Source organism: Salipiger sp. (genome assembly GCF_059781815.1).
In genome coordinates this window covers 1-6,555 of record NZ_JBYNAH010000265.1, presented here as the reverse complement: position 1 = coordinate 6,555, position 6,555 = coordinate 1, and the positions used below count along the sequence as shown (strand labels likewise).

At 68.8% G+C, this 6,555-nt stretch carries 6 protein-coding genes; 3 read left to right on the top strand and 3 right to left on the bottom strand.

Going from position 1 to position 6,555, the window contains the following annotated elements:
• Entirely contained in the window at positions 1 to 1,059 is a 1,059-nt protein-coding gene (gene ftsY / locus AC6RA4_RS22210; protein ID WP_500164013.1) for a signal recognition particle-docking protein FtsY, read from the top strand.
• A gap of 45 nt (positions 1,060 to 1,104) precedes the next feature.
• Here the strand turns inward: ftsY and AC6RA4_RS22205 are convergent, their stop codons facing one another.
• Positions 1,105 to 1,599 (bottom strand): MgtC/SapB family protein, encoded by a 495-nt coding sequence (locus tag AC6RA4_RS22205; protein ID WP_500164011.1) that lies wholly within the window; start codon positions 1,597 to 1,599, stop codon positions 1,105 to 1,107.
• Between the two features lie 117 nt (positions 1,600 to 1,716).
• Here AC6RA4_RS22205 and AC6RA4_RS22200 point away from each other — a divergent pair, with 117 nt between their 5' ends.
• Positions 1,717 to 2,319 carry an inner membrane-spanning protein YciB gene (locus AC6RA4_RS22200; RefSeq protein ID WP_500164010.1) on the top strand — a complete coding sequence of 201 codons (603 nt, stop codon included), beginning with the start codon at positions 1,717 to 1,719 and terminating at the stop codon, positions 2,317 to 2,319.
• A gap of 102 nt (positions 2,320 to 2,421) precedes the next feature.
• Here the strand turns inward: AC6RA4_RS22200 and AC6RA4_RS22195 are convergent, their stop codons facing one another.
• Positions 2,422 to 3,723 (bottom strand): MFS transporter, encoded by a 1,302-nt coding sequence (locus tag AC6RA4_RS22195; protein WP_500164008.1) that lies wholly within the window; start codon positions 3,721 to 3,723, stop codon positions 2,422 to 2,424.
• A 261-nt stretch (positions 3,724 to 3,984) separates the two neighbouring features.
• Here AC6RA4_RS22195 and AC6RA4_RS22190 point away from each other — a divergent pair, with 261 nt between their 5' ends.
• A complete protein-coding gene (locus tag AC6RA4_RS22190) occupies positions 3,985 to 6,165 on the top strand; it encodes a DEAD/DEAH box helicase (RefSeq protein ID WP_500164006.1) in 2,181 nt (726 codons plus the stop codon).
• Between the two features lie 178 nt (positions 6,166 to 6,343).
• On the opposite strand, the gene AC6RA4_RS22185 is transcribed toward AC6RA4_RS22190, so the two are convergent.
• Positions 6,344 to 6,555, bottom strand: a 212-nt coding sequence (locus tag AC6RA4_RS22185; protein ID WP_500164004.1) for a DUF2842 domain-containing protein, incomplete at its 5' end; no start/stop codon positions are given.

Here is a 6,555-nt window from a genome sequence, read left to right as displayed (position 1 = left end):
GTGCAGACGCCTGCGCCGGGCCCCGACGTGACTACGCCCGCCGATCCGATCCCGGCGCCGCCCGCCGAAATCCCCGCCGCCCCGCCGCTCGAGATGCCGGCGCCGCTCGACCCGACACCCGTGGCCCCGCCGCAGGAGACCCCGACGCAGACCCCGACCAGCGCCAAGCCCGGACTGCTGGGCCGGCTCTTCGGCCGCGAGGCGCCGAGCGCGCCGGTGGTGCGCCGGGTGCTCGACGACGACATGCTCGAAAGCCTCGAAGAGCTGCTGATCGCTTCCGACATGGGGGTCGACACCGCGCTGCGGGTCTCGGCCAACATCGCCGAAGGGCGCTTCGGCAAGCGCGTCTCGACGCAGGAGATCAAGGCCGCGCTGGCCTCCGAGGTGGCGCGCATCATGGAGCCGGTGGCCAAGCCGCTGCCGCTTTACGCCAAGACCCCGCAGGTGGTTCTGGTGGTCGGCGTGAACGGCTCCGGCAAGACCACCACCATCGGCAAGCTCGCCTCGCAGTTCCGCGCCGCCGGCAAGTCGGTGGTGATCGCCGCGGGCGACACCTTCCGCGCCGCCGCGGTCGAGCAGCTGCAGGTCTGGGGCGAGCGCGCCGGGGTGCCGGTGCTGACCGCGCCCGAGGGTTCGGACCCGGCGAGCCTCGCCTTCGACGCCATGACCAAGGCGCAGGCCGAGGGCGCGGATCTTCTGATGATCGACACCGCCGGCCGGCTGCAGAACCGGCAGGACCTCATGGAGGAACTGGCCAAGATCGTCCGGGTGATCCGCAAAAAGGATCCCGACGCGCCGCACAACACGCTCCTCGTGCTCGACGCCACCACGGGTCAGAACGCGCTGATGCAGGTCGAGATTTTCCGTCAGGTGGCGGATGTGTCGGGGCTGGTGATGACCAAGCTCGACGGCACCGCCAAGGGCGGCGTGCTGGTGGCGCTGGCGGACAAGTTCGGCCTGCCGATCCACGCCATCGGGGTGGGCGAGCAGATCGACGATCTCGCGCCCTTCGATCCCGAGGAATTCGCCGCCGCGCTCACCGGTCTCGAACATGGATAAGCGCCGGCGTAAACCGCTGTGATCAGGTGAGCGCGACCGCTGCGCTCACTCGTCGCGCGCCTGGTCGGGCCAGGCCCAGGTCTCGAAGGCGCGCACCATGGTGAGCACCACCACGACGATCAGCGTCGTCATCGCCGCGAGCGGCATCTGACCCGCGCCGCAACCAAGGCCCACCGCGCCCGCGAGCCAGAGCGAGGCGCCGGTGGTGGTGTTGCGCACCTTGCCGCCGCTGGTGAAGATGATCCCGGCAGCGAGGAAGGCCACGCCCGCCGTCACCGCCTCGATCATCCGCAGGGGATCGTTGCGCTGCTCGCCGCCCCCGAATTCCATCGCCGCGAGCTCGCGCCCGAGGATGACGAAGAGGCAGGCCGCCACCGAGACGAGGATATGGGTGCGCAGCCCCGCCGGCTTGCCGCGCCGCTCGCGCTCGAAGCCGATGCAGGCGGCCAGCACGATTGCTGCCACGAGCCGCGCGAAGGCGACCGTGGGCGGCACCACCGAGAAGGTGCCGGTGAATTCGTCGATGATCTGCTCGAACATGTCCCCTCCGCTGCATCTTCAGGCACAACCCGGCGTGATCGCGGCAGGTTCCCGGCCGCTTGCCATTGAGAAGGGCGCGGGCAGCGGCTATCTCTGCGGCGACAGCACGGAGGCCGCATGAGCGCGAAACAGATCAACCCCTTCCTGAAATCGGCGCTCGAGATCGGCCCGATCCTCGTCTTCTTCGCGGCCTACCTGCTGCTGAAGGACCGCGTCTTCACCATTGGCGGCACCGAGTACCAGGGCTTCATCCTCGTCACCGCCGGCTTCATCCCGCTGATGCTGGTCTGCACCGCGGCTCTGTGGAAGCTCACCGGCCACCTGAGCCCGATGCAGATCGTCACCGCCGTCCTGATCGTGGTCTTCGGCGGGCTCTCGGTCTGGCTCAACGACGAGCGCTTCTTCAAGATGAAGCCGACGCTGATCTACCTGCTTTTCGGCACCGCGCTCGGCATCGGCCTGCTGCGCGGCGAGAGCTACCTGCGAAAGGTGATGGAGGGGCTGATGCCGCTGCGCGAAGAGGGCTGGATGATCCTGACCAAGCGCGTCACCGCGCTGTTCTTCGGGCTGGCAGTGCTCAACGAGGTGATCTGGCGGACCATGAGCACCGAGACATGGGTCTATTTCAAGACCTTCGGCCTCACCGCCGCGGTGTTCCTGTTCTTCATGACGCAAGGCGCGCTCTTTAAGCGCTACGGGCTGGAGCAGGAGGGCGAGTAGGCCCGCGCGCTTTCCCAGACCCCTGCAAACGCAAAACGGGGCCGGCAGTCTTGCCGGCCCCGTTTCGTTTCAGTCGGTGGCGTCTCGTGAGACGGCTCAGCCTCAGACCTTGCCGCGGGCGCTCGCCGTGATGCAGACCAGCGTCACCAGCGCCGCCGCCAGCAGGTAATAGCCGACATAGGCCAGCCCGTAGGTGCTCTGCAGCCAGGTCGCGATATAGGGCGCGAGCGAGGCGCCCACGATGCCGGCGAAGTTGAAGGTGATCGACGAGCCGGTATAGCGCACCCGGGTCGGGAAGGGGGCGGCCAGCGCGGTGCCGATCAGACCGTAGGTCAGCCCCATCAGCGCCATGGCGAGCGTCACGAAGCCGAGGATGCGCGCCTCGCTCTCGACCATCAGCACCGGCACGAGGAAGGAGAAGGCGGCAATTGCCAGCGTGGTGCCGATCAGCACCTGACGGCGCCCCAGCCGCTCGGCGGTGAGGCCGGCCACCGGGATGAACAGGCCGAAGACCACCGCGCCCCAGATCTGGATCGCCAGCGCGTCGGTGAACGGGATCTGCACCACCTTGACGTTGTAGCTCAGCAGGTAGGCGGTGCTGAGATAGAACAGCACGAAGGTCGCCAGCGCCACGAAGGTGCCAAGCACGATGGAGATCTTGTGGTTGGCGAACAGCTCGATGACCGGCACCGCCACCCGCTCTTCATTGTCGATGGCCTTCTGGAAATCCGGCGTCTCGGTGATCGAGAGCCGCACCCAGAGCCCGACGATGATCAGCGCGATGGAGGCGAGGAACGGGATCCGCCAGCCCCAGCTCAGCAGCGTCTCTTCCGGCATGAACTGCAGCAGCAGCCAGAACAGGCCCGACGACAGGAACAGGCCCACCGGCGCGCCGAGCTGCGGGAACATGCCGTACCAGTTCTTCTTGCCCTCAGGGGCGTTCTCGGTCGCCATCAGCACCGCGCCGCCCCATTCGCCGCCCAGGCCGAAGCCCTGACCGAAGCGGCAGAGCGCCAGCAGCGCCGGAGCCACCACGCCGATCTGCGCATAGGTCGGCAGCAGGCCGATCACCACGGTCGAGATGCCCATGGTCAGCAGCGCTGCCACGAGGGTCGCCTTGCGGCCGATGCGGTCGCCGAAATGGCCGAACACCACCGCGCCCAGCGGGCGGGCGAAGAAGGCGATCGAGAAGGTCGCGAAAGACGCCAGAAGCGCGGTCGTCGGGTCGCTGTTGGGGAAGAACAGCGCCGGGAACACCAGAACCGCCGCCGTGGCATATACATAAAAATCAAAGAACTCGATGGTCGTCCCGACGAGGCTCGCAAGCAGAACCTTGGCGGGAGAGTTGAGCGCCGGCTGGCCCGATTGGGTCGCCGTTTCAAAATCGGCGGTGCTGTCAGTCATTTTCTTTCTTTTCCGTTCGCGTCCGGGACATTTTCTCTTGGGCCTCTCCGTTAACGCGAACACCGGCGAGTGTTAACGCTCGCGCCCTTGTTGATTTGACAGCCCCGCCATGTGCCTGCTGCATTGCGGCGGGGCCCGCCGTCCCAAGAAACCCGTATACAAACGGGTCCGAGTGCGTTAGAGCAGCGCGTTCCTGACGCGATGCGCCCTTCTTGAGTCGGCCTGTTCCGCGTCCCACTTCCTCGCAGATCGGCCTCCCCAATGATCCAGACCCTTTCCGATGCGCTCGCAGAGCGTGGCTATGACACGTTGACCCCCGTTCAGGAGGCGGTCACCAATCCCGACCTCAAGGACTCCGACCTGCTGGTTTCGGCCCAGACCGGCTCCGGCAAGACCGTGGGCTTCGGCCTCGCCATCGCGCCGACCCTGCTCGACGAGGCCGGCATGCTGGGCGAGGCGGGCCTGCCGCTGGCGCTGATCGTGGCGCCGACCCGCGAGCTGGCCTTCCAGGTCAAGCGCGAGCTCGAATGGCTCTACGCCAAGGCCGGCGCCCGCGTCGTCTCCTGCGTCGGCGGCATGGACATGCGCGACGAGCGCCGCGCGCTCGAGCGGGGCGCCCATATCGTCGTCGGCACCCCGGGCCGTCTGGTCGACCACATCCAGCGCGGCTCCTTCGACATGAGCGCGCTGCGCGCCATCGTGCTCGACGAGGCCGACGAGATGCTCGACCTCGGCTTCCGCGAGGATCTCGAGTTCATGCTCGGCGAGGCGCCGGAAGACCGCCGCACGCTGCTGTTCTCGGCCACCGTGCCGCCGATGATCGCCACGCTGGCGCAGCACTACCAGCGCGACGCGGTCCGCGTCACCACGATCTCCGAGCGCAGCCAGCACGCCGACATCACCTACCAGGCGCTGCGCGTCGCCCAGCACGATGCCGAGAACGCCATCATCAACATGCTGCGCTACCACGACGCGCAGAACGCCATCGTCTTCGCCAACACCCGCGCCACGGTGAACCGCCTGACCGCGCGCTTCAGCAACCGCGGCTTCGCCGTGGTCTGCCTGTCGGGCGAGCTGAGCCAGTCCGAGCGCAGCCACGCGCTGCAGGCGATGCGCGACGGCCGCGCCAAGGTCTGCGTCGCCACCGACGTCGCCGCGCGCGGCATCGACCTGCCCAACCTCGAGCTGGTGATCCACGCCGAGCTGCCCTCGAACACCGAAGGCCTGCTGCACCGCTCGGGCCGTACGGGCCGCGCCGGGCGCAAGGGCATCTCGGCGCTGGTGGTGCCGCCGAAGCTCACCAAGAAGGCCGAGCGCCTGCTGAAATGGGCCAAGGTCACCGCCGACTGGATCGAGGCGCCGAGCGCCGAGGAGATCCTGCGCCGCGACGAGGAGCGCCTGCTGGCCGACCCGACCTGGTCCGACGAGATCACCGAGGACGAGGCCGCGTTCGCCGCGCGCCTTCTCGCCGAGCAATCGCCCGAGACCGTGGCCGCCGCCTATCTCCGCCTCTACCGTGACCGCCATTCGGCGCCCGAGGAGCTTTCCTCGCCCGACGCCCGCCCCGAGCGCCCCGAGCGCAAGGAACGCGCGGAGTTTGGCCCGAGCCGCTGGGTGGCGCTGTCGGTCGGTCGCGATGATCGTGCCGAGGCGCGCTGGCTGCTGCCCCTGCTCTGCCGCGGCGGCGGGCTCGACAAGGAGGCCATCGGCGCGATCCGGGTGCAGGACAGCGAGACCTTCGTGGAGCTGTCCGAGCCGGTGGTCGAGGGCTTCCTCGGCGGGCTCGGCGAGGGCGGGGTGCTCGAGGAGGGGGTGAGCGTGCGCGCCGTCGAAGGCACGCCGGAATTCGCCAGCCGCCCGCCGCGCCGCGACGGCCCGCGCTCCGATGGTCCGCGCAACGACCGCCCGCGCAAGGATGGCCCGCGCAAGCCGCGCCCGGAGGGCGATGCCCCTGCGCGCAAGCCGCGCCCCGATGGGGAGGCCTGGGGTGCCAAGGGCGGCTCCCGCGGCGACAAGCCGAAGTTCGACAAGCCGCGCGGCGACAAGCCGCGCGGAGACCGTCCCAAGAGCGACAAGCCCTGGGGTGACAAGCCGCGTGGCGACCGTCCGAAGAGCGACAAACCCTGGGGGGACAAGCCCCGCGGCGACCGTCCGAAAAGCGACGGCGGCAAGGACTGGAAACCGAAGCGCGACAAGGACGGTGGCGGCAAGCCCTTCAAGTCCAAGCGCCCCGGCGAAGGCCGCGACGGCCCGTCCAAGGGCTTTGGCGGCAAACCCGGTGCGCGTCCGGCCCGTCCGGCGCAGGGCGACAAGCCCAAGCGCGTCGCCAACGCCGCCGACACCTCGCAGCGCTTCGACCCGACGGGTCGCGCCTCCAAGGGGCCGCGTGCCGGAAAGCCCCGTCAGGGCGGCATGCACCCGCCGAAGCGTCCGAAGTCCTGAGGACGTCTGACAGACGAAAACGCAGGAGGGCTCGTCCGGTTGGGCGAGCCCTTTGCTTTGAGCGGTCTGTCAGAGCTGCGAAAACCGGGCCGCGCGTGCCCGGTCTGACATGGCCTGAACGAAAAGCGCCGCCCGAGCGGGCGGCGCTTTCAGCGTTTCGGTAGCGTTGTCAAACGCCTCAGCGCTTGTCTTCGGGCAGCGGTGCGTCCGGGTCGGGCTGGCCGACGCCCTTGAAGATGAACTTGAACGGCAGCGCCCAGAGAAACCCGAGCGCCACGTAGACCAGCAGCTCGATCAGGATCGAGGGCCGATCCAGCGCGTTGACGATGCTGACCGCCGCCACGATGTAAAGCGGCAGCCCAACCAGCAGGATCACCAAAGACCAGCGCC